At 33.9% G+C, this 20,591-nt stretch carries 20 protein-coding genes, 2 tRNA genes and 1 riboswitch; of the genes, 18 read left to right on the top strand and 4 right to left on the bottom strand.

Going from position 1 to position 20,591, the window contains the following annotated elements; genetic code table 11:
• Positions 1–564: 564 nt before the first annotated feature.
• Positions 565–1,809 (bottom strand): NO-inducible flavohemoprotein, encoded by a 1,245-nt coding sequence (gene hmpA, locus ACFVR2_RS00285; protein WP_387357843.1) that lies wholly within the window; start codon positions 1,807–1,809, stop codon positions 565–567.
• Positions 1,810–1,995: 186 nt separating this feature from the next.
• On the opposite strand from hmpA, the gene ACFVR2_RS00290 reads away from it, so the two are divergent.
• A complete protein-coding gene (locus tag ACFVR2_RS00290; protein WP_387357845.1) occupies positions 1,996–2,439 on the top strand; it encodes an RrF2 family transcriptional regulator in 444 nt (147 codons plus the stop codon).
• A gap of 99 nt (positions 2,440–2,538) precedes the next feature.
• Here the strand turns inward: ACFVR2_RS00290 and racE are convergent, their stop codons facing one another.
• Positions 2,539–3,330 (bottom strand): glutamate racemase, encoded by a 792-nt coding sequence (racE, locus tag ACFVR2_RS00295; RefSeq protein ID WP_387357847.1) that lies wholly within the window; start codon positions 3,328–3,330, stop codon positions 2,539–2,541.
• Positions 3,331–3,561: 231 nt separating this feature from the next.
• A riboswitch (TPP riboswitch) is annotated at positions 3,562–3,671 on the top strand.
• An 87-nt stretch (positions 3,672–3,758) separates the two neighbouring features.
• On the opposite strand from racE, the gene ACFVR2_RS00300 reads away from it, so the two are divergent.
• Genes ACFVR2_RS00300 through ACFVR2_RS00320 form a run of 5 tightly spaced genes read left to right on the top strand, consistent with a single transcriptional unit; the run spans position 3,759 to position 7,321 of the window.
• Positions 3,759–4,751: an ABC transporter substrate-binding protein gene (locus ACFVR2_RS00300; protein ID WP_387357849.1), complete on the top strand. Its 993-nt coding sequence runs from the start codon at positions 3,759–3,761 to the stop codon at positions 4,749–4,751.
• A 12-nt stretch (positions 4,752–4,763) separates the two neighbouring features.
• Positions 4,764–5,054: a thiamine-binding protein gene (locus ACFVR2_RS00305; RefSeq protein ID WP_387357851.1), complete on the top strand. Its 291-nt coding sequence runs from the start codon at positions 4,764–4,766 to the stop codon at positions 5,052–5,054.
• A complete protein-coding gene (locus ACFVR2_RS00310) occupies positions 5,054–5,821 on the top strand; it encodes an ABC transporter permease (RefSeq protein ID WP_387357853.1) in 768 nt (255 codons plus the stop codon). Before ACFVR2_RS00305 ends, ACFVR2_RS00310 begins: the two co-directional genes overlap by 1 nt.
• Positions 5,818–6,549, top strand: coding sequence for an ABC transporter ATP-binding protein (locus ACFVR2_RS00315; protein ID WP_387357855.1), 732 nt, complete (start codon positions 5,818–5,820; stop codon positions 6,547–6,549). The genes ACFVR2_RS00310 and ACFVR2_RS00315 overlap by 4 nt, the downstream gene beginning before the upstream one ends.
• A gap of 4 nt (positions 6,550–6,553) precedes the next feature.
• Positions 6,554–7,321 (top strand): TatD family hydrolase, encoded by a 768-nt coding sequence (locus ACFVR2_RS00320; protein WP_387357857.1) that lies wholly within the window; start codon positions 6,554–6,556, stop codon positions 7,319–7,321.
• A 289-nt stretch (positions 7,322–7,610) separates the two neighbouring features.
• Here the strand turns inward: ACFVR2_RS00320 and ACFVR2_RS00325 are convergent, their stop codons facing one another.
• Positions 7,611–7,835, bottom strand: coding sequence for a helix-turn-helix domain-containing protein (locus ACFVR2_RS00325; RefSeq protein ID WP_056472461.1), 225 nt, complete (start codon positions 7,833–7,835; stop codon positions 7,611–7,613).
• A gap of 200 nt (positions 7,836–8,035) precedes the next feature.
• On the opposite strand from ACFVR2_RS00325, the gene ACFVR2_RS00330 reads away from it, so the two are divergent.
• The 7 genes from ACFVR2_RS00330 to ACFVR2_RS00360 all read left to right on the top strand — a co-directional run bounded on the left by ACFVR2_RS00330 (position 8,036) and on the right by ACFVR2_RS00360 (position 11,882).
• Positions 8,036–9,079: a GerMN domain-containing protein gene (locus ACFVR2_RS00330; RefSeq protein WP_387357859.1), complete on the top strand. Its 1,044-nt coding sequence runs from the start codon at positions 8,036–8,038 to the stop codon at positions 9,077–9,079.
• Between the two features lie 187 nt (positions 9,080–9,266).
• Positions 9,267–10,007, top strand: a complete 741-nt coding sequence (rph, locus tag ACFVR2_RS00335; RefSeq protein ID WP_056472467.1) for a ribonuclease PH — start codon at positions 9,267–9,269, stop codon at positions 10,005–10,007.
• A gap of 24 nt (positions 10,008–10,031) precedes the next feature.
• On the top strand, positions 10,032–10,652 hold the full coding sequence (locus ACFVR2_RS00340; RefSeq protein WP_387357862.1) for an XTP/dITP diphosphatase: 621 nt from the start codon (positions 10,032–10,034) through the stop codon (positions 10,650–10,652).
• Positions 10,652–11,155, top strand: a complete 504-nt coding sequence (locus tag ACFVR2_RS00345) for a metallophosphoesterase family protein (RefSeq protein ID WP_387357864.1) — start codon at positions 10,652–10,654, stop codon at positions 11,153–11,155. Before ACFVR2_RS00340 ends, ACFVR2_RS00345 begins: the two co-directional genes overlap by 1 nt.
• A gap of 236 nt (positions 11,156–11,391) precedes the next feature.
• Positions 11,392–11,465, top strand: a tRNA-Gly gene (locus ACFVR2_RS00350).
• 3 nt (positions 11,466–11,468) lie between these two features.
• Positions 11,469–11,542 (top strand) — tRNA-Arg (locus ACFVR2_RS00355).
• Between the two features lie 169 nt (positions 11,543–11,711).
• On the top strand, positions 11,712–11,882 hold the full coding sequence (locus ACFVR2_RS00360) for a hypothetical protein (protein ID WP_387357866.1): 171 nt from the start codon (positions 11,712–11,714) through the stop codon (positions 11,880–11,882).
• A gap of 242 nt (positions 11,883–12,124) precedes the next feature.
• Here ACFVR2_RS00360 and ACFVR2_RS00365 read toward each other — a convergent pair whose 3' ends face one another.
• Complete coding sequence (locus ACFVR2_RS00365; protein ID WP_387357868.1) at positions 12,125–14,347, bottom strand: MMPL family transporter; 2,223 nt, start codon at positions 14,345–14,347, stop codon at positions 12,125–12,127.
• 394 nt (positions 14,348–14,741) lie between these two features.
• Between ACFVR2_RS00365 and ACFVR2_RS00370 the strand changes: the two genes are divergently transcribed.
• The 5 genes from ACFVR2_RS00370 to clpX all read left to right on the top strand — a co-directional run bounded on the left by ACFVR2_RS00370 (position 14,742) and on the right by clpX (position 20,448).
• Positions 14,742–15,251, top strand: coding sequence for a TetR/AcrR family transcriptional regulator (locus ACFVR2_RS00370; protein ID WP_387357870.1), 510 nt, complete (start codon positions 14,742–14,744; stop codon positions 15,249–15,251).
• 175 nt (positions 15,252–15,426) lie between these two features.
• Positions 15,427–15,984 (top strand): DUF4240 domain-containing protein, encoded by a 558-nt coding sequence (locus tag ACFVR2_RS00375; RefSeq protein WP_387357872.1) that lies wholly within the window; start codon positions 15,427–15,429, stop codon positions 15,982–15,984.
• Between the two features lie 152 nt (positions 15,985–16,136).
• On the top strand, positions 16,137–17,120 hold the full coding sequence (locus ACFVR2_RS00380; protein WP_387357874.1) for a hypothetical protein: 984 nt from the start codon (positions 16,137–16,139) through the stop codon (positions 17,118–17,120).
• 422 nt (positions 17,121–17,542) lie between these two features.
• Entirely contained in the window at positions 17,543–18,823 is a 1,281-nt protein-coding gene (tig, locus tag ACFVR2_RS00385) for a trigger factor (protein WP_387357876.1), read from the top strand.
• A 353-nt stretch (positions 18,824–19,176) separates the two neighbouring features.
• Positions 19,177–20,448, top strand: coding sequence for an ATP-dependent protease ATP-binding subunit ClpX (clpX, locus tag ACFVR2_RS00390; protein ID WP_387357878.1), 1,272 nt, complete (start codon positions 19,177–19,179; stop codon positions 20,446–20,448).
• Positions 20,449–20,591: the final 143 nt, after the last annotated feature.

Here is a 20,591-nt window from a genome sequence, read left to right on the forward strand (position 1 = left end):
AGTATTGAAAATATAAAACGGTCAATAGGGAAACGTACATTAAATGAAAATTTATTAATGATTAAGTTATCATTTTTGGATAATCTATTAATGGTTTAAATGTTAATATATTTGAGAAATTTTATTATTCCAACAAACACTAGAAATGGTTTTATTTCAGAAGTTAAAAATATTATGAGCTAATTTTTAGAAAAACAAGTTCAATCGATTAGTTTATAAGTTAATGTTCAGTATTAATTGACCTACAAACTGTTTAATAAACAACTGTTATTTTACTCTAAGTAAAGGCTATTTGATTAGGTTTTTATTGTATGCTTTTTTTGATGAATTAGTTGATTGGAACGGAGGGGTGCTCGACTCCTATGGGAAATGCGGGAAGCCTGAGACCCCACAGGAACGAACGTGACGAGGAGGCTCAGGTCTCGCCCCATGGAAAGCGAGCATCCTGTAGTGGAAATCAACCTCGCAGGCTCCTTTTACGAAAATTTGGAAATTTATTGGCAAGATTTTTTTCAACAACGTGAAAAGGATGCTCTTAATTGAGCATCCTTTTTAAATATTAGATTAACCTTGTTGTACAGGGCTTTTAGGTTCTGTGTCTAAATTCATTGCTGGTCCGAAGAATTCATAATGAATTTGTGTATCTTTAATACCTAATTCTTTTAAGCTTGTAATAATCGCTTTTAAAAACGGTACTGGTCCACATACGTAATAATCTGCATTGTCTGATTTAATATTGTTATTTAACCATTCTGCATCAATATATCCTTGCTTTTTAAAGTTATTGTTTTGAAGATCTTCCTCAGAAGGATTCTCATAAACAAATGATAAATTGTAATTTGTTAATTGATCTTTTAATTGGTTTAGTTCATTTTCAAATGCTTGTAATTTACCGTTTCTTGAAGCACTGATGAAGTTGACTTGACGTTGTGGTTGATTGCTTGCAATTGACTTAGCCATACTGATTAATGGAGTAATTCCAACACCACCACTTAAGAAAACAACATCTGAATCAACTTCAGTATTTAAAGTAAATTCACCTGCTGGAGCAGTAATTTCTAATGTATCACCAACATTTACTTGATTGTGCAGGTAGTTTGAGAATTTACCTAGAGGTTGATTTTCTTCAGCTTCTCTTTTTACTGAAATTCTAAAGTGATTTTTACCAGGTGCATCAGATAAGCTATATTGTCTGTTTGATAAATACTCTTCACCAGGAATTTGTGAACGAACAGTAATATATTGACCAGATAAGAAAGTAGGAACTGAAGAACCATCTTTAGGAGCTAGGTAGAATGATGTTATTACATCACTTTCTTCAACTTTTTCGATGACTTTAAACTCTTTAAAATCAGACCATCCACCTTCTTGAGAAGAAGCTTCCTCATACATTTCTTTTTCGATATCGATAAATACTTGAGCAATAATTCCATATGCTTCCGCCCAAGCACCTAGAATTTCATCAGTTGCAGCATCACCAAGTACTTCTTTAATCGCTCCTAGTAAATGTTGACCTACGATTGGATAGTGCTCTGCTTTAACTTGAAGACTGCGGTGCTTTTGAGCAATTTGTTTTACAACAGGAATAATAGTTGCAAGTTTATCAATATTTTGTGCTGCAGCTAAAACAGTATTTGCAAGAGCTGTTTGTTGTCTACCTTTTTGTTGATTTGTATGATTAAATACATTTAATAATTCAGGATGATTAGTAAATAAATTTTTATAGAATACTTTAGTGATCTCTGTACCCTTTACTTCTAAGACTGGAACTGTTGACTTAATAATATCAATTGTTTTTTGAGATAACATGAAAAATCCCCCTAATCACGATTTAAAGTAGTATTGTAAATACATCTTAATCTTAGACCTAGAATTCGTTTAAAGCAATATACAAAATACTTCTTTTGTGAATTTTTTCGAAAAAATACATAAAAGTTTAAAAAATGTTCACAATTATGCTATGATTAATTTTAAATAAAATAGTGAGGACAAGTTATGCGTTTAACAACTTATTCGGATTACTCTCTTCGTGTATTAATATTTCTAAGCTCAGAGCCTCGTGAAAAATTAGTTAAAATTAAGGACATCGCTGAAGCTTATGATATTTCTAAAAACCATTTAATGAAAATAATTTATAATTTAGGAAAGATGGGCTATATCGAAACGATACGTGGTAGAAACGGTGGAATCCGTTTAGCTAAATTGCCAACAGAAATAAATATCGGAGAAATAATCCGTAAAACTGAAGAAGACTTTAATATTGTAGAATGTTTTGAGCACGGTGGTACTTGTGTTATTACGCCCGTTTGTTCTTTAAAACATATATTTAATAACGCATTAGAACAATTTTTACAAGTATTAGATCAATATACATTAGAAGATGTTGTAAAGAACAATGCGATGCTTAAAGATTATTTTTCAAGTAGTAAAAAAGAATAAACTTTATTAAATTGAAGAGCGTTTGCAATTTAAAAAAACACAAAAACCAACAAAGGATTACTTTGTTGGTTTTCTTCATTTATTGAAGTCTATAAATTTTTATAGTTTTATATACTTTACATTTTCCATCGGTTCTTGGAATAAAGATGAAGCTATTTTACTAAAAATGGTTGGATCCCCAGTTGTAAAAAATTCGTGTGAAATGATTTCAGAGTTCGATAATATATTTTGTTGATCCAGTATTGCACTTACTTCTAAAGCTGTTTCATCGCCAGAGCTGATAAGTTGGATTGATGGTCCCATCACTTTTTGAATGATTGGACCGAGTAATGGGTAATGAGTACAACCAAGTATTAGGGTATCAATATTTGAATCAATAAGCGGTGCAAGAGTGTGTTTAACAATCTCAAATATTTCAGGTTTATTGTAGTCCCCATTTTCAACAATTCCAGCAAACTCTGGACATGCCAAACCTTCAATTAAAACTTTGTCATTAATCCGCTTTAGTGCAGAATGATATGCTTTACTATTAATAGTAGCATTCGTTCCTATGACACCGATGTGGTCATTTTGTGTTAATTTGATTGCTGCTCTGGCACCTGGGCGAACAACACCAATGACTGGGATTTGGAGTTTTTCTCGCATTTCATTTAAGACTATTGAAGTTGCTGTATTACAGGCGATGACTAACATTTTTATATCTTTTTCCAATAGAAAATTAGTCATTTCCCAAGTGAATTTTCTAATTTCCGTATATGGTCGTGATCCGTATGGACATCTTGCTGTATCGCCTAAGTATAAAATGTCCTCTTTAGGTAATTGTCTTATAATTTGTTTGGCAACTGTTAAGCCCCCAACACCTGAGTCAATGACTCCGATTGGTTTATTCAAAAAATCCCCTCATTTTACTTAATAATTTGTTGATGTAGTATATTCTTTATCCATCTAAGATTTTACTATAAGAAATGATATTTTTGTTTATCATTCTCTTTTTAAAAATGTTATAATTTCATAGTTTTATTTCGCTTATTAACTGAGTATTAAAACAATTAAACGCAAGTTAAAAATAATTCGTAAAATCAACCATTATCTGTTATATTTATGAGGAAAAGTTTATATATGAGAAAAATGTGGAGGAGCCAGTGTTGCTGGCCGAGATAGCGTCCTTAAGATGTTGACTCTTAGAACCTGATCTGGGTGATGCCAGCGTAGGGAACAGTATCTCTTTTTAGATATGTTTTTTACAGCGCATTTACGTCCGGGTTAGTATCCGGGCGTTTTTTTTTGTATAAACAAGAAACAAAAAGGAGATATAGATAATGAAAAAACTAGTAGTATTTTTAGTGGCTATTTGTTTAATGTTAACTGGATGTGGTCAAAACAAAACTGCCACTACTAAAAAGACAAAGAAATTAAAAAAGGTGACAGTCGTACTAGACTGGACGCCAAATACAAATCATACTGGGCTATTTGTTGCTAAGGAAAAAGGTTACTTTAAGGAACAAGGACTTGATGTAGATATAATCAGTCCGGGAGAAACAGGGGCAGACCAATTGGTGGCATCAGGTAAAGCAGATTTTGGGGTTTCTTATCAAGAGTCAATTACACAAGCAAGAGTTCAAAATGTACCGATTGTTTCAATTGCAGCAATTATTCAACATAATACTTCTGGGTTCGCATCACCAGTGAAAAAAGAAATTAAGTCTCCAAAAGATTTCGTTGGAAAAACATATGGTGGATGGGGTTCACCGGTTGAAAAGGCTATTTTAAAATCGCTTATGTCAGAAGAAAATGCGAATGTTAATAAGGTAAATATCGTTAATATGGGTGATGCTGATTTCTTTACAGCAGTAAAAAGAGATATCGATTTTGCGTGGATTTATCAAGGATGGACAGGGATTGAAGCAGAGCTTCGTGGAGAAAAATTAAACATGATTTATTTAACTGATTATAGTAAAAAGCTAGATTACTATACTCCAGTTTTAGCTACGAACGAAAAAATGATTAGTAAAAACCCTAAAATAGTAAAAGCATTTGTTGCTGCAGCATCAAAAGGATATAATTTTGCGATTGATAACCCAAAAGAAGCTGCATCAATTTTAATAAAGGATAATCCGGATTTAGATAAAAAATTAGTGGAAAAAAGCCAAGAATGGTTAGCATCTAAATATAAAGATGATGCAGACCGTTGGGGAGAGCAAAAATTATCAGTTTGGAAAAACTATGCAGATTTCTTAGCTGAAAATAAATTATTAGAAGGAAACTTTAAGCCAAAAGAAGCATTTACGAATGATTTCTTACCAGCGAAATAAGGAGGAGTTAATATGCAAACTACTTTAATGAGTGTCCAAATTATACCGAAAACAAATAATATTGAGGATGTTATTCCAGCAGTTGATGAAGCTATTAAAATTATTGATGAATCAGGTGTAAAATATCAAGTTCAACCATTGGAAACAACTATGGAAGGTGACTTGAAACAATTGTTAGAGGTTGTTCAAAAAATGAATGAAAGAATGATTGAAATAGGTTGCCATAATGTGATCACTCAAATGAAAATACTTTACCAACCACAAGGTATTACGATGGATGTGTTAACGGAGAAGTACCGTTAATGAAATCTAAAAATATAAAAGGATGGCAACCAATCGTTGTCATCCTGCTTTTTTTAATCTGTTGGCAGCTAAGTATTAAAATTTGGAAAATCGAATCTTGGTTATTGCCAGGGCCGATCTCAATCTTTAAAGAAGGAATGAAATCATCTGATTCACTACTTCCTCATATTTCTTCTACAATTCAATTAACGATTATTGGTTTGTTAATTGGTAGTTTATTAGGATTTTTAATAGCATTTCTATTACATTTAATTCCAAGTGTTAGGGAAGCTTTTTACCCATTATTAATTCTTTCGCAAAATGTACCAATTATCGTATTGGCACCGCTTTTAATTATTTGGTTTGGATTTGGTGTATTACCTAAATTAATTATTATTTCTCTTGTTTGTTTTTTCCCTGTTACAGTTTCAGCGCTGGATGGTTTCCGACAAACACCAAGTGAACTAATAGATTATATGAAAATGGCAGGAGCATCCAAATCACAAATTTTTTGGAAAGTTGAGTTGCCTTTTTCTCTACCTTCCATATTTTCCGGCTTAAAGATTTCAGCAACTTATAGTGTTATGGGGGCAGTCATATCTGAATGGCTAGGAGCGAAATCTGGAATTGGTGTATATATGACTTTAGCTTCATCTTCATTTAGAACAGATCGAGTATTTGTTTCAATTTTTATCATTATGTTTTTAAGTATGCTTTTCTTCTTCCTAATAGTTGTAATTGAACGTTTTACTGTTAAATGGAAAGTTAAAGGGGAGAAACGGAAATGACATTACAAGTAGAACAATTATCAAAGAGTTATAGCGGTCATCAAGTGTTAGATAATATTTCCCTTTATGTAAACGAGAGTGAATTTGTATCAATTTTAGGTCCATCTGGTAGTGGGAAAAGTACGTTGTTTCATCTTATAGGTGGTTTACTAAAACCTGATTCTGGAGAAGTAAGGTTAAATGGGTCGATAATAAATGGAGAACTTGGTCATATTAGTTTTATGCCTCAGGATCATTCGTTACTACCTTGGAGAACAGTATTAAAAAATATTGTTTTGTCAAAGGAATTAAAACATAAACCTGATGAAAAATTGGCAAGAGACTGGCTTAAAAGAACCGGTTTAGAAAACTATGAGAATGCTTACCCTCATGAATTATCTGGTGGTATGAAACAACGAGTTTCATTTTTAAGGTCATTACTAGCACCGCAGTCGTTTATGTGTATGGATGAGCCTTTTTCAGCTTTAGATGAGTTCACTAGACTTGAAATGCAACAATGGCTTTTATCAATTTGGGAGGAGCAACGACGATCAATTTTATTGGTTACTCATAATATTGATGAAGCGTTGTTAATGTCTGATCGAATCTATATATTTTCTGACAAACCAGCCAAAATCAAAAAAGAAATCATTGTGCCATTTCCAAGACCACGCAAAAAAGAATTATTATTAAGTGACGAATTTACGGAATATAAAAGAAAAATCTATTTGGCTTTAGAGAAGGAGTAATACGATGAAAATGATAGATGCTCATATTCATTTAGATTCTTATGATACTAGTCAAAAAGAAGAAATATTAACTAAAATAGAAAGACTCGAAATCGAGGCGATCATTTCGGTTTCGATGGATTTAAAATCTAGTAAGAAAAATTTAGAGTTAAAAAAACAAAATAATAGTGTATATCCTGCATTCGGATTTCATCCTGAACAACAAATCCCTTCTGATGAAGAGGTTGATAAATTAATTGAATGGATTAAGATCCATCAGGATGAAATGGTCGCTATCGGAGAAGTTGGATTACCATATTATAAGAATTTGGAAGAACAGATTAATTACGAACCTTATATTCAATTACTAGAAAAATTTATCTCGCTTGCAAAAGAGTTAAATAAACCGATCATATTACATGCAGTATATGAGGATGCCGAAACCGTATGTAATCTACTAGAAAAATATTTTATACAAAAAGCTCATTTTCATTGGTTTAAAGGAGACGATCAAACAATTAAACGGATGATAAAAAATGAGTATTTTATCTCAATTACACCAGATGTATTATATGAAAATGAGATTCAAGACTTAGTGAAAAAGTATCCTTTAGAACTAATGATGGTAGAAACAGATGGTCCTTGGCCATTTGAAGGGCCTTTTGAGAATGAGTGGACACATCCTAAATTTATGCATCAATCGGTTGCAAAGATAGCTGAGTTAAAAGACATAGATATATCAGTTGCATATAAAACTTTATATGAAAATACTAAGAAGTTTTATAGTATATAAAATAAGAAAATCGTTTTCTAACTGGAAACGATTTTTTTTATTTTAGATAGGTAAAAAGAGCTAAAATAAAATCCCCCTATAGCAGAGACGCTATCCTAATATACGGATAGGCTTTTTTATCTACTATAAGTAGGATATAAAGTAAAACTTTCAATTCAAATAATCAGATTCATTACAAGCTAGAAAATAGAGAAATGAAAAACTTAAGTTTCAATGTAAATACCAAAACCGGCATGTCGATTAGAATGCCGGCAGTATGTTGGTTTGTAGAAGTGTTTCTACAAAATAACTACAGTTCAAGCTCTCCCATACGAAGAAGCTCTATAACTGCTTGTGATCGCCCCTTAACCCCAAGCTTCTGCATTGCATTTGAAATATGATTTCTCACAGTTTTTTCACTTATAAAAAGTTCTTCAGCAATTTCTCTTGTAGTCTTATCTTGAACAAGAAGCTCGAATACTTCTTTTTCACGCTTTGTGAGTGTGTGCTTTGTTTGATAGTCTCTATCCTTCAACTGTGCTAACCCTCCTTGCTTGACCGAGCTGTTCTTCGGATGGGTATTCATTTAGTCTTTTTATCATATGAACGATAGGTCTTTTAGGTGAATATTTCCAGTGAATTTAGAGCTAGATTTAAATTATTTATTTTTTTCTATTTAGCTTGTTCTAAAAAATGTACAGGCTCGTATAAATAATAAAAAAGCGTGGGGGGAGTATGGTGATGAAAAAAAGATTGTTAGTAACAGCAGCAGCGGTATGTGGAATCGCAACAATGAGTGGATGTAGTTTACTTCCAACGAAATCTTCAACTGACATTGATCCACCTAAAACTGTAGTTTATAAAAGTGATCAACCTTCAAAAGAAGTAGCAAAGAAGGAGGAAACGGTAAAAAGGGAATTATATTTAATTGACCGTAACGGGTATGTTGTACCGCAAACATTCCAATTACCTAAGTCTACTAGCTTGGCTAAACAAGCGTTAGAGTACTTAGTAAAAGATGGTCCTGTTACAGATGAATTACCGAATGGTTTCCAAGCAGTTTTACCTCCGAATACAGAAGTTTTAGGTGTTCAAACTCAAAAGGATGGTACAATTATTGCTGATTTTTCACCAGAATTTAAGCAATACCGTGCTGAAGATGAATTAAAAGTGTTTCAAGCTGTTACTTGGACTTTAACTCAATTTGATAATGTGACAAAGGTGAAAATTAGAGTAAACGGAAAAGAACTTGCATCGATGCCAGTAAATAAGGCTCTGATTGGTGATGGGTTAACAAGAGATGATGGAATTAACTTTGATAAAGGTGACATTGTAGATATTATGAACTCAAGACCAGTTACGCTATATTATGTTTCTCAAGGGGAAATGGGAGACACTTATTATGTACCTGTAACGGCTAGGATTTCAAATGCTGAAACAGATTCATATTCAGCAATCGTAAATGAACTTGTAAAAGGTCCTTCTGAATATTCAAATTTAGTTTCCGATTTTGGAACTGATACGAAACTTGTTAGTCAACCTGTTTTCAAAGGCGGTAAGTTAGTACTTAATTTTAACGATGGAATCTATGGAAACATTGCAAAAAATATGATCAATAACGATGTATTACAGCCGCTTGTTCTTTCTTTAACAGAGCAAAAAGGAGTTAAGTCTATTGAAATTCAAATCAATGGTAAATTAACTGCGCTAGACCAACAAGGCAAGCCTTTAAGCCAACCTGTTTCTAGGCCTAAGGATGTAAATACGAAAAAATTGTAAGCTAGTGGTTAGAAAAAGATAATAATTGTCTTTTAAAAAAATGTTTTAAATATCAACCTTGTACAAAAATTGTGATGATTTTTGTACAAGGTTTTTAATTTTATCTTTAAATTATAGTTAATAAGTAGAAATGAAATCACATTTTTGTCTATACTAGTATTTGGAAGATTTTGTAGGAGGAACAAACATGACAAGAACAGATGGAAGATTAAATAATGAACTTAGACCTATTGAGATAATTACTCACTATACAAAACATGCAGAAGGTTCTGTACTTATAAGTATTGGTGATACGAAGGTAATTTGTAATGCAACAGTTGAGGACCGTGTTCCACCATTTTTGAGAAATAGTGGAAAAGGTTGGATTTCAGCAGAATATTCTATGTTACCAAGGGCTACTCAAGAGCGTACAATACGTGAATCATCTAAAGGAAAAGTAACTGGTCGAACAATGGAAATTCAACGATTAATAGGAAGAGCGTTAAGAGCAGTAGTTGATTTAGAAGCTCTTGGTGAAAAGACAATTTGGATCGACTGTGATGTAATTCAAGCAGATGGTGGAACAAGAACTACTTCAATTACTGGTGCATTTGTTGCAATGATGCTTGCTTTTGATAAATTAATTAAAATGGATAAATTAAAATCGTATCCTGTAAAAGATTATTTAGCAGCAACTTCAGTTGGTATTTTAGATGAGCTTGGACCAGTACTAGATTTATATTATGTAGAAGATTCTGCTGCAAGTGTTGATATGAATATTATTATGACTGGAAAAGGGCAGTTTGTTGAACTTCAAGGGACTGGTGAAGAAGCAACATTTTCAAGAGAAGAATTAAATGAGTTATTATCTTTAGGTGAATTAGGAATTAAATCTCTAATTGAAAAACAAAAAGAAGTGTTATTACAAGAAGGTATTAAATTTCAATAATCATTTCGAGGAGAGACTTTAAGGATGGAAACAATCATTATTGCGACTAATAATCAAGGCAAAGTCAAGGATTTTGAAGCGCTTTTTAACCCGATGGGATTTCAAATTAAATCTTTAAAAGACTTTCCTGAAATTCAAGAAGTTGAAGAAACAGGAACTACATTTGAAGAAAATGCGATTTTAAAAGCTGAGTATTTAGCGAGAGAGCTAGATACGCCTGTAATTGCAGATGACTCTGGATTAATAGTGGATGCACTTGAAGGTAGACCAGGCGTTTATTCTGCTCGATATGCTGGATTACATAAAAGTGACGAAGATAATTTGCAAAAAGTATTAAGTGAACTAGAAGGCGTTTTTCCTGGCAAAAGAACTGCACGATTTTATTGTGCTTTAGCTCTAGCAGTTCCTAGTAAAAAAACAATCACTGTTTATGGTACAGTTGAAGGATATATTGCCAATGAAAAAAGAGGAACAAACGGATTTGGCTACGATCCAATATTCTTTTTGCCAGAATTAGATAAAACGATGGCTGAATTAACAACAGATGAAAAAGGTGGCTTAAGTCATCGTGCAAATGCAATTAAATCATTAATGAATGTTATAAATAAAGAAGATAAAGACTTTTTATTTAGAGGTTCAAATTAATGAAAGTACTAATTGTAAGTGATAGCCATGGATTGACGAAACCATTGCAAGAAATCGCCGACCGATATCGTGACAGTGTAGATTTAATGATACACTGTGGAGATTCTGAATTAGAAGAAAATGCTAAGGAATTAAAGGATTATAATGTTGTAAGAGGAAATTGTGATTTCAGAGGAGAATTCCCTGAAGAATTTATTCACCGTGGGAATGAATATACAATCTATGCAACACATGGTCATTTACATGGAATAAAACAGTCATTACAAAAGCTGTATTATCGTTGTAAAGAGGTTGGGGCAACAATTGCTTGTTTCGGTCACTCACATGTATTAGGAGCCGAGGTAATTGATGGTGTACTTTTTATTAACCCTGGCAGCATATTATTACCGAGAATGCGAAAAGAAAAGACTTATGCTATTCTTGAAACAATTGGTAAGAAAGCTAATGTTACTTTTTATAATACAGATGGAACGGAGCTTATAACTACTTCATTTGAATTATAATGAATAAAAGGAGGTTAGTAGCTTTTGATGCTACTAACCTTACCTGAAAACAAAAAATTTCTGAGTACTAAAAGCCGAAAAACCCTAATAAACTAAGGTAATTAAACAACTTTTAAATTTTTTCCTTTATTTTGGAAAAAAAGTTTTAAAATAGTGTTGACTTTAATTTGCATAGTGACTATAATAAATATTGTCGACAGGGTGATGTCGCAAAGAAATAAAAAAATAAAACATATGCGGGTGTAGTTTAATGGTAAAATAGAAGCCTTCCAAGCTTCGGTCGTGGGTTCGATTCCCATCACCCGCTCCATATGTCCTGGTAGCTCAGCAGGATAGAGCAACGGCCTTCTAAGCCGTCGGTCGGGGGTTCGAATCCCTCTCAGGACGTCCAAAAGACGCTTGTTTTACGAAATGTAAAATAAGTGTTTTTTTTTGTCTACATACCAAATGAATCGCTATATATCAACCTTCTAGGACGCCAAATGAAACGGTCAGTGCATCGGTCAAAACCGAAAACGACTCGAAATAAGGCGTAAGCTAGGAGGTTATTTTTGTTATGACGAAAAAGAAAAGTATTTTATCGATTTCAGATGATTTAAGCGGTTTGTTCTCGGAAAATCTTACCCCACGTACAACGGTCGATTTAGACCGAATGACTATCAAACAGGCACTCACAACGATTACTCGCCAAATGGAGATCAGCGGAAACCGATCACGATTGAACTAACAATTGAGTAGAGGTGAAGTTAATGCTGTATGAGTTTGTTTTAACAATGCTTCTTACTTTGGCAATAGTTACAACCATTAAATTTGTAGTAACTAGACTTTTAACAAACAAGGCAAAGAGAGAGAAAATAGTGTACGGAGTTCTTCACAAACTATACTAATTGCATTTTTTCTTACCTGGGTTCCATAGATGTACTCGAATAGATGAAGGAGGACTTATACCTTCTCTTAAAAAAACCGCTCCTATTTTATAGGAAGCGGGTTCTGTTTATATATCTTTTCACTTTTGTTGTCCATGCGTTGTATAATGCTTTCTCCTTCAACATCAATGTTAGGCAAAATTTTATCTAGCCATTTTGGCAAGTACCAGGCTGACTTACCCATAAGAGTCATAACCGCAGGTACGATTGTCATTCTCACAATGAATGCGTCAAAGAAAACACCGAACGTAAGAGACATGCCTATGGATTTAATGATAGTATCAGGTGCCAACATGAATCCAATAAATACAGACATCATAATTAATCCTGCTGCGACTACGACTCTCCCGCTCTCCCGCATTCCTTCTAAAATAGCTCTCTTTGGGTCACTAGTATGCGTATATACTTCCCGCATTTTGCTCACTAGGAACACCTCATAGTCCATTGCGAGTCCGAAAAGGATCCCGATGAGAATGACAGGCAAGAAGGCTAAGATCGGACCGGCAGCCGGGAAACCAAATATATTTTGGAAATGCCCATCCTGCACGAAAAATACCACGGCTCCCAACGTAGCACCAAGAGAAAGTAGAAACCCTAAAACTGCTTTTAATGGAATGAGCAGAGACCTAAACACTAGAACTAAGAGTATATATGCAAGTCCCACAATGAGGGCAGCGAAAACCGGCAAGGCATCACTCAGCTTTTGTGAAATATCAATATTCATCGCTGCTGAGCCCGTTACCATTAGTTCAATTCCATTTTCTTTCTCTGTCTGGTTCGATTTGTCCCGGATTGCTTTTACCAAATCCTTCGTCTTTGTATCGTCTGGTCCTGTTTTTGGTGTGACGGAAATCATATAAATCTTTCCAGAAGGCCCAGGGATAGCTGGTGTCACACTTTTTACATCAGATAGTGTACCCAATTCTTTTGAAATGGTGTTCAAAGCATTTTGAGTTTCAGCTGTTGCTTGCTCTGATTTTGCCACTACCACTAAAGAGGCATGAAATCCTTCTCCATATGCTTCCGTCAATAAATCATATGCTCTTCTTTCTGTCGTTGCTGTGGATTTTGTTGTTCCATCCGAAGGTAGTCCAAGGTTCATATGGAAAAATGGAATCGTAATTACTGCAAGTATTCCGATTGCGAAAATTGTAACAATAAGAGGACGCTTTGTGACAAATTCCCCCCATTTATTTGAACCAACGTGTTTCTTACCTGCCCCACCCATCTTTTGTAAGAATCGATTTTGTTTAGATGGGGCAATCTTATCGCCGACAAGTCCCAATATGGCTGGTAATATAACGACGGAAACCAACACAGCTACGAGCACAGTAAAGGCCGCGGATACGCCCATCGTTGTCAGGAATGGAATCTTTGTAACAGACAGTCCTAAAAGACCAATAATAACTGTTAATCCTGCAAAGATTACTGCACCTCCTGCTGTTCCCGTTGCGATAGCAACAGATTCTGGAACAGAATCTCCTTGTGCAAGCTGTTGTCTAAAGCGATTGATAATGAAGAGCGCATAGTCAATGCCCACTGCGAGTCCCAGCATGGCTGCTAAAGATAAGGAAACAGATTGGATTTCCACATAATTTGTTCCGATCATGATTCCTAGCATTCCAATCGCTAATCCGATTATCGCAGTGAGAATCGGCAGTCCAGCTGCTAGGAAAGACACAAAAGTAAATGCCAGGACTACGAAGGCAACAAGTACTCCGACAATTTCAGTCATACCTGAAGTCTCGGAGTCAGAAAATTGGATATCGCCTCCTGATAATTCCGTTTGAATGCCGGTATCCCTTGTTGTTTCAATACTATTTAAAATCTTATCCTTAGAAGCTTTTGTGACCTTTTCCGCTTTGACTTTGTACGTAACAACTGCATATCCGATTTTCCTATCTTTACTGAGGTTTTGCAACTGCATCGGTGCTGCCACAGAATCAACAGCTGAATCTTTTTTAATCTCATCTAGAACTTTTGCAATTTTCTGTTGTACTTCCGCTGACTCCAAGGTTTCGTTTTTGGGTGCTTTAAACACCACTTTTACTTGGGCACCTGCTGGTTGCATCGCTTTAAACTCTTTTTCAATTACTTTTCCTGCTTTATCTGCCGGTGTATTCGGAATCCTCAGCTCACCCATGAAGGAGGAACCCATGTTGACTGCAAAAAGCACTAATGTAATAAGAATTGCGAGTGCGCTGAATACAACCTTTTTCCTATGATTTACTGCCCAATGTCCTAACTTATACAGATATTTTGCCAATTGAATCTCACCCTATTCTTATTGATAATTTGTCTTGTTCTTACGTTGTAATCTAGAAACGCATAAACACCAAATCATATATTATTCATATAAAAAAATTAAAAATGTATATTATAACTTGTATCTGAATATCCCTCCCTTTTAATAGCTTGCAGAATGGCGGCAAATCGCCAGTAGGAAACAAAGAAAATGGTACACATTGACAGCCACGATGTCCTTTTATAAAATGACATTATCATTACACTAACAATTGTGCTTACACGTGTAAGTATAGCAGTGAATTTTCATCTTTCAAGCACTATGTGATGATTTACACTTAAAACGAACAGAATGAAGGGACGTGTTAGCTTTGAGGAATTCAAGAGAAGATAGTGTACACTCTCAGAGATACATTATGGAGGCATTAAGCGCACTGTTGCATGAACATAAACTACAAGATATAACCGTAACAGCTATTTGCAAAAAGGCTGGAGTTGCCAGAGTCACATTCTATAAATACTACCGCAACGTTTACGACGTTGTGCAAGCATCTGTGGATGAAATTGTTCAACAATTCTTGAAAGAGGTTGATAGTTTGGATCCGTATGATAGTATGCAGCTAATTATTGAATATATCATAGAGGGTTTTGTGTCTGCATATAAGCCGTCAGAAAACTTAATTGATGCAAATATATCAAGTATGCTGCTTGATTATTTGAATTATGCAATGGAAAAGGTCTTTCAAGCGGATATTACGCGCAATCATGACATAAGCAGAATGCAAATCCTGTTTTTAGCAGGCGGTATCTTTAATATTGTTACCGATTGGATTAAAAGAGGGGCAAGGGAATCTCCCCAGGCACTTGCTGCAAAAATATACGAGATTCTTCCATATGGGACAACAGATACAAGGAATTTGGGGTAAGTGTTTTTTTGTGTTTTAACTACTTTTAATTTAACAACCTTAGAAATAAAATGATGAATTCCGTTTACTATATAAGTTAGTATGGATTCTGATCAATAAATAGAAATCTTAGATCATCATAGAGTTTATACTAGATATGTTATTCTAGTATAAATAAAAGAGTGGAGTGGTATAAATGAACGAAAAAGAATTTTGGAGTTTAATATCCAAAATGCATATTGTTGAAGAACCATATGAATGGGTAATAAATCATTTAGCTAAACAATCAGAGGAAGAGATAGCTAGTTTTGAAATTCAATTTGAAACTTTTTTTTCAAAAGTGTATACCGTAAATCTTTTAGGAGCTGCATGGATCATCATGGATGGCTGTTCTGAGGATTCATTTGCACATTTTAGAGCGTGGTTAATCGGTCAAGGAGAACAAGTTTACAAGAAAACGTTACATGACCCAGATTATTTAGCTGAATACATCTTTCCTATTTATGAAGAAGAGGGACTTACGCCAGAATTAGAAGATATGTTAGATCTAGCTTTACAAGCATATACAGTCAAGCGTAAAGGTGATGATGATTGGGATGATCAATTGTGGAATGAGTTCAATTCACTAATTGAAAGCAAAGGCTACCATTATCCTGAACAACAATTAACAATCGATTGGAAGTCGAAAGAGGAATTAAAAGCTAAGTTTCCAAAACTATGGAAAAGATTTGGCAATAAACCATTAGGGTACTAAAAAATAGCTAAATGCAGTAGTTGGAATAAATGATAACTTAAAAACTGATTCATCCATACTCGTATCTTTAATATTTTAAATAATTTTAATTCATGATACACTTTTTCATAACTAGTTTGTGCAGGAAATAACAAATGTTAGGGGAGAGTAACATGGAAGACAATATTGTCTTTTTTCCTAAACTGAAGGATCGGATCATAAATTTAGGTAAAAAAGCATTAGAAGAAAAAAATTTTAGTAAAGCTTTAATGTTATGTAATCAATTAAAAGAAATGAATGAGCATAATTCACAAACAGAGCTTGCTGCAGTCGCGTGTCTTTTAGAAGGGAATCGGGCTATGGAAGCTAAGGAAAGATGTGAGGATTTAGTTTTCGGGCCATTTGAAAGTGATGAAGCAATTGAAGTATACATAAGCATTTTATTCCAATTAAAGGAATATGAAGAATTACAAAAAAATATAAAAAGACTACTCACTCAAAAACGGATTGATGAAAATCAAATGGATAAGTTTCAGGCGATGCTATCATTATCAAAGAAAGTAATTTCAGATCGTGAAGGCATTAAGGGTGAAGTTCTTAATTTACATATGATAGTTGAAAATACTGAGCCGATTGATAAACAGCTCGAATTAATTAGTGAATTAAGGGGATTGGATTGTAATCTTGTTATCGACCAAATTAGCGAAATATTAAAAAGCCCTAAAGCAAATCCGCTAATTCAAAGTTTTATTTTGTTTATTTTACAAGAACAATCAATCGATAAAGATTTTGAACTTAACAAAGTAAACCAAAGAATGATTTGGAATACATCGGTTTCAGTCGATGAACATAAAACATTTGTAGATGCTATATTAAAAAAATTAAGTGACGTATTAGAAAGTGAAGACCCTTCTGCTTTCGAAATCGCAAAAACACACTTCCAGCACTTTATAACAATTTACTTCCCGTTTATCCCAATACCAGCGGATATAACTACATGGGCAGCTTGTTTCTATTGCATCGTCCAACAATTTTTTGATCGCTATATAGATGAAGAGGAACTAAAAGACTTGTTTAATGTAGAATATTTTCCAGTAAAAAGTGCAATTGCTTTAGTAAAACGCTTTGAAGATGAAGGATACTTTACCATTAAATAACATAGTTGGAAAAAACATAGATGATCCATTCGGTCTTCTATGTTTTTTTTAGTTAAAAAACGAAAAAAACAAGTACATTTAAAGTAAGTTTGGTTGGTAGGGGGAACTCCTTCCTACGGGCGATGTAAGAAGGCCTAGAATTCATATGAGCAAACTTGACTAGAAGGCTCAAGTCACAGCCAAGGAAAAAAGCGATCTAGAAATAAAAATAATTTACTTCTTAAATTAAAAAATCCTAATATTTTCTCCTTATAAAAATAGGAAAGATTGAAACAAAAAAGGAATGTGTTATAATAGAATGGTTGTAACGACTATTTACTTAATTATACATGCATTTTCTTTATTAAAAACGGACAGGCATGTATAGTACGAAAATACGTAAACACATATATTTTTTTAGATAATTTTGGAGGGAACTAACAATGACTGCTAAATGGGAAAAATTAGAAGCTAACGTTGGTCTATTAACTGTAGAAGTTGAAGCTTCTGAAGTAGATAAAGGTTTAGATGCAGCTTTCAAAAAAGTTGTAAAAACTATCAATGTACCGGGATTCCGTAAAGGTAAATTACCTCGCCCAATTTTCGAACAAAAATTTGGTATTGAAGCACTTTACAATGATGCTTTAGATGTAATTTTACCAGAAGCTTACAGCAAAGCTGTTGAAGAGGTTGGTATTGAGCCAGTTGACCGTCCAGAAGTTGACGTTGAGCAAATGGAAAAAGGTAAAACTTTAATCTTCAAAGCAAAAGTTACTGTAAAACCTGAAGTAACATTAGGCGAATACAAAGGCTTAGAAGTTGAAGAAATGGATGCAACTGTAACTGACGAAGACGTACAAGCTGAATTAACTACATTACAAGAGCGTCAAGCTGAGTTAGTAGTTAAAGAAGATGGTACTGTTGAAAACGGAAATACAGCTGTACTTGATTTCGAAGGTTTCGTTGATGGCGTAGCTTTCGAAGGTGGAAAAGGTGAAAACTATCCACTAGAAATCGGTTCAGGTTCTTTCATTCCTGGATTTGAAGAAGCTTTAATCGGCACTAAATCTGGTGTGGAAACTGATGTTAATGTAACATTCCCAGAAGAATACCACAGTGCTGAATTAGCAGGAAAAGCTGCTACTTTCAAAGTAACTGTTCATGAAATTAAAGCGAAAGAACTTCCTGAGTTAAACGACGAGTTTGCTAAAGACGTAAATGACGAAGTAGAAACTTTAGAAGATCTTAAAGCTAAAATCAAAAATGACTTAGTTGAGTCTAAAAAATCTCAAGCTGAAGGTAGCTTACGTGATGCTTTAGTTCAAAAAGCAGCTGAAAATGCTGAAATCGAAATCCCAGACGTAATGTTCGAAAGCCAAGTTGACCGTATGGTTAAAGACTTTGAACAACGTATTGCACAACAAGGATTAAACTTAGAGCTTTACTACCAATTCACTGGTACTAAAGAAGAAGATCTTCGTACTCAAATGCGTCAAGATGCTGAAGCTCGTGTAAGAATCGACTTAACAATCGATGCGATCATCGAAGCTGAAAAAATCGATGCAACTGAAGAAGAAATGAACGAAGAATTAGCTCGTTTAACTGCAATGTACAACATTCCTTCTGAGCAATTAGTAACTATGCTAGGTGGAACTGACGCTGTACGTGATGATATTCAAATCCGTAAAGCTGTTGAGTTATTAGTAGATAGCAGAAAAAAATAAGCGTTAAATAATCATATATTGACTTAAACAAGGTGCGAGATTTTTCGTGCCTTGTTTTTAAATAATGAAATATTTGGTAAAGAGAACTGTTTCCTTTAAAATACACATATACATATGTTAGAATCTGTTATACAGATTTTAAAAAAATATTGTGGCTATACTAAAAATAATTCTTTAAAAGAAGGATTATTAGCTTTAGATTAGAATATATATATTCTAAAAATTTAAACAATTTTAGAGTAGTAATTAATTGCTTTGTTTATTTTGTATGCTATCATATAGCTACAAGATACATATTTTTGGGATTACATACATATTGCGTGTTTTTAGAAATTTTTAGAGGGAGTGAACATATGTTCAAATTTAACGAAGAAAAAGGACAGCTAAAATGTTCGTTCTGTGGAAAGTCACAGTCTCAGGTTAGAAAATTAGTTGCAGGACCTGGTGTATATATTTGTGACGAGTGTATTGAGCTTTGTACTGAAATTGTTCAAGAAGAGCTAGCAAAAGAAGAGGAAGTAGAGTTTAAAGACGTTCCGAAACCGAAAGAAATTTGCGAAATTCTTGATGAATACGTTATCGGTCAAGATAATGCGAAAAAAGCCTTATCTGTTGCAGTATATAATCACTACAAACGTATTAATTCAAATAGCAAAATTGATGAGGTTGAGTTATCAAAAAGTAATATTGCAATGATTGGGCCAACTGGTAGTGGTAAAACATTATTGGCTCAAACTTTAGCACGAATTTTAAATGTACCATTTGCGATTGCAGATGCAACTTCATTAACAGAAGCTGGATATGTAGGGGAAGATGTTGAAAACATTCTTTTAAAATTAATCCAAGCAGCTGATTATGATGTAGAACGTGCTGAAAAAGGTATTATTTATATCGATGAAATTGATAAAGTTGCACGTAAGTCTGAAAACCCTTCAATTACACGTGATGTGTCAGGTGAAGGTGTTCAGCAAGCACTTTTAAAAATTCTTGAAGGAACTGTTGCTAGCGTACCTCCTCAAGGTGGTCGTAAGCATCCACATCAAGAATTCATTCAAATTGATACGACAAATATTTTATTTATTTGTGGTGGAGCATTTGATGGCATCGAACAAATTATCAAACGCCGTTTAGGTAAAAAGGTAATTGGTTTCAGTGGTGATTCTGAAAAGAGCGATTTAAGCTCAAAAGAAATTTTAAACCACGTATTACCAGAAGACCTATTACGCTTTGGTTTAATTCCGGAGTTCATTGGTCGTTTACCAGTTTTAGCTAATTTAGAGCAACTTGATGAAGCATCGTTAGTTGAAATTTTAACTAAACCAAAAAATGCTTTAATTAAGCAATATCAAAAATTACTAGAGCTTGACCAAGTTAATCTTGAGTTTGAGGATAACGCATTAACTGAAATTGCTAAAAAAGCAATTGAGCGTAAAACTGGAGCTCGTGGACTACGTTCGATCATTGAAGGGATTATGTTAGATATTATGTTTGAATTACCTTCACGTGAGGATATTCAAAAATGTATTATCTCAGCAGAAACTGTTAAAACTGGTGCAGCTCCTAAGCTTGTATTAGAAGATGGAACAGAATTAGAGTTAAAGAAAAAAGAAAATAAATTAGCTTAAGTAAAAAAACCAAATGCATTTGCATTTGGTTTTTTATTTTGACTTTTTTTAAGTGAGTTTTTTTAATCTTTCTTAAATGCATAAGAACTTTACTCGGAAAACCTTGCCTTTAATTTTTAAAAATTGGTTTATCCTTTCATTTA

Origin of the sequence: Gottfriedia sp. NPDC057991, from assembly GCF_042886615.1 — a bacterium.
Classification (GTDB): Bacteria; Bacillota; Bacilli; order Bacillales; family Bacillaceae_G; genus Gottfriedia.